General features: G+C 59.9%; 1 protein-coding gene and 1 pseudogene. Both read left to right on the top strand.

From position 1 onward, the window contains the following. Window positions 1-535 (top strand): phospholipase D-like domain-containing protein (locus tag AC1DJT_RS36710; protein ID WP_476836063.1); only part of this gene is annotated, 535 nt, incomplete at its 5' end. Window positions 536-963: 428 nt separating this feature from the next. Continuing rightward, a pseudogene (locus AC1DJT_RS36705) lies at window positions 964-1,395 on the top strand (transporter); the annotation flags it as partial.

The following is a 1,395-nucleotide window of genomic DNA, read 5'->3' as shown; positions in this document are numbered from 1 at the left end:
GTCGAAGCTGATCTGGTGCCCCAATAACGGCCGAGAACGGATCGCGGCCTTCATTGACGACGCCAAGCAAACCTTATGGCTGCAGAATGAGCGTTACCAGGACACGGTGATCATCGAGCGCCTCGTCCGGGCGCTGAACCGCGGTGTTGAGGTCCACATCATGGCGCGGCAGCCGCACAAGCTGAAGAGCGACAAGCTGGTGGAAGGCGTCGGCGGCCTGCGGATCATGGAAGATGTGGGAGCCAAGATCCATCGGCTGAAGAATCTGAAGCTGCACGGCAAGATGCTCCTGGCCGACGAGAAACGCGCGATCGTCGGCTCGATCAACCTGACCCCCGGCAGCTTCGATGCACGGCGCGAGCTCGCCATCGAAACCGACGCCCGCCACCTTGTCGAGCGCCTGGTCGAAGTCTCGCATCACGACTGGAAGCATTCGCACCGGCTGGACCTGTCGGACGAAGGGTTGCTGGCCGATCTGCAGAAGCATGGCGTCGATGGCGCCGGCAAACTCGCGATCGCGAACAAAGGTTCGTAGCTGGGATGGGCGAGAACCAGATTTCTCAGGTCCAGCGATCCCGCCCGATGCGCAGGGTGCGCTGCTCAGGCGCAGGCGGCGCTCAGTGCAAAGTGGTCACACCGTGCATTTGCAAGGCTTCGACCACGCCGTCGAAAATCAGGCCGCCCCCGATCGCGGAGACGAAGAACCCGACAATACACGTGATCGCGTCGATCCCCATCGGCCCGATTCTTTGAGTGAGCTTCTCCCGTCGAACCGTATTGCATTCCCAATGCATCGAATACTGTCGTAGACACAGCGGAGCCTCCGCCACAACATTGTCGACATGTATCACACAAGCAACACACGGTGATGATTGCGCATTGCAAGCAATACCTAATCTGGCACTCAGCAGCGAACTCTGTTCCAATGATCAAAGATGGTCTGGATGACAGACGGAGCACATCATGACTGGACGACGCACAGGCTGCGGACGATTCGGACTGAGGGTCGCGCTCGCCATCTCAATCGGCTTGGCGAGCTCTTTCGCCATCGCCCAGGAGGGCCCCGAAAAGAGCACCGACGATCTTGCCAAGGCGGCGCAAAACCCCGTTGCCGACATGATCAGCCTGCCGTTCCAGAACAATTCCAACTTCAATGTCGGCCCGCATAAGCAGCTGCAGAATGTCCTCAACATCCAGCCCGTGATCCCGATCACGCTGAACAAGGACTGGAACCTGATCACGCGCTGGATCACGCCGGTGATCTCGCAACCGGCCCTAACGGTGAATGGTGACCGCGAGTTCGGCCTCGGCGACATCAACCCGAGCTTCTTCTTCTCGCCGAAGCAGCCGACGCACGGCATCATCTGGGGCATCGGGCCGACCTTCGTATTCCCG

The organism is Allobosea sp. 05T422_2, assembly GCF_056396265.1.
Note: the sequence above shows the minus strand (reverse complement) of the source record. Positions and strands in the feature narration are given on the sequence as shown.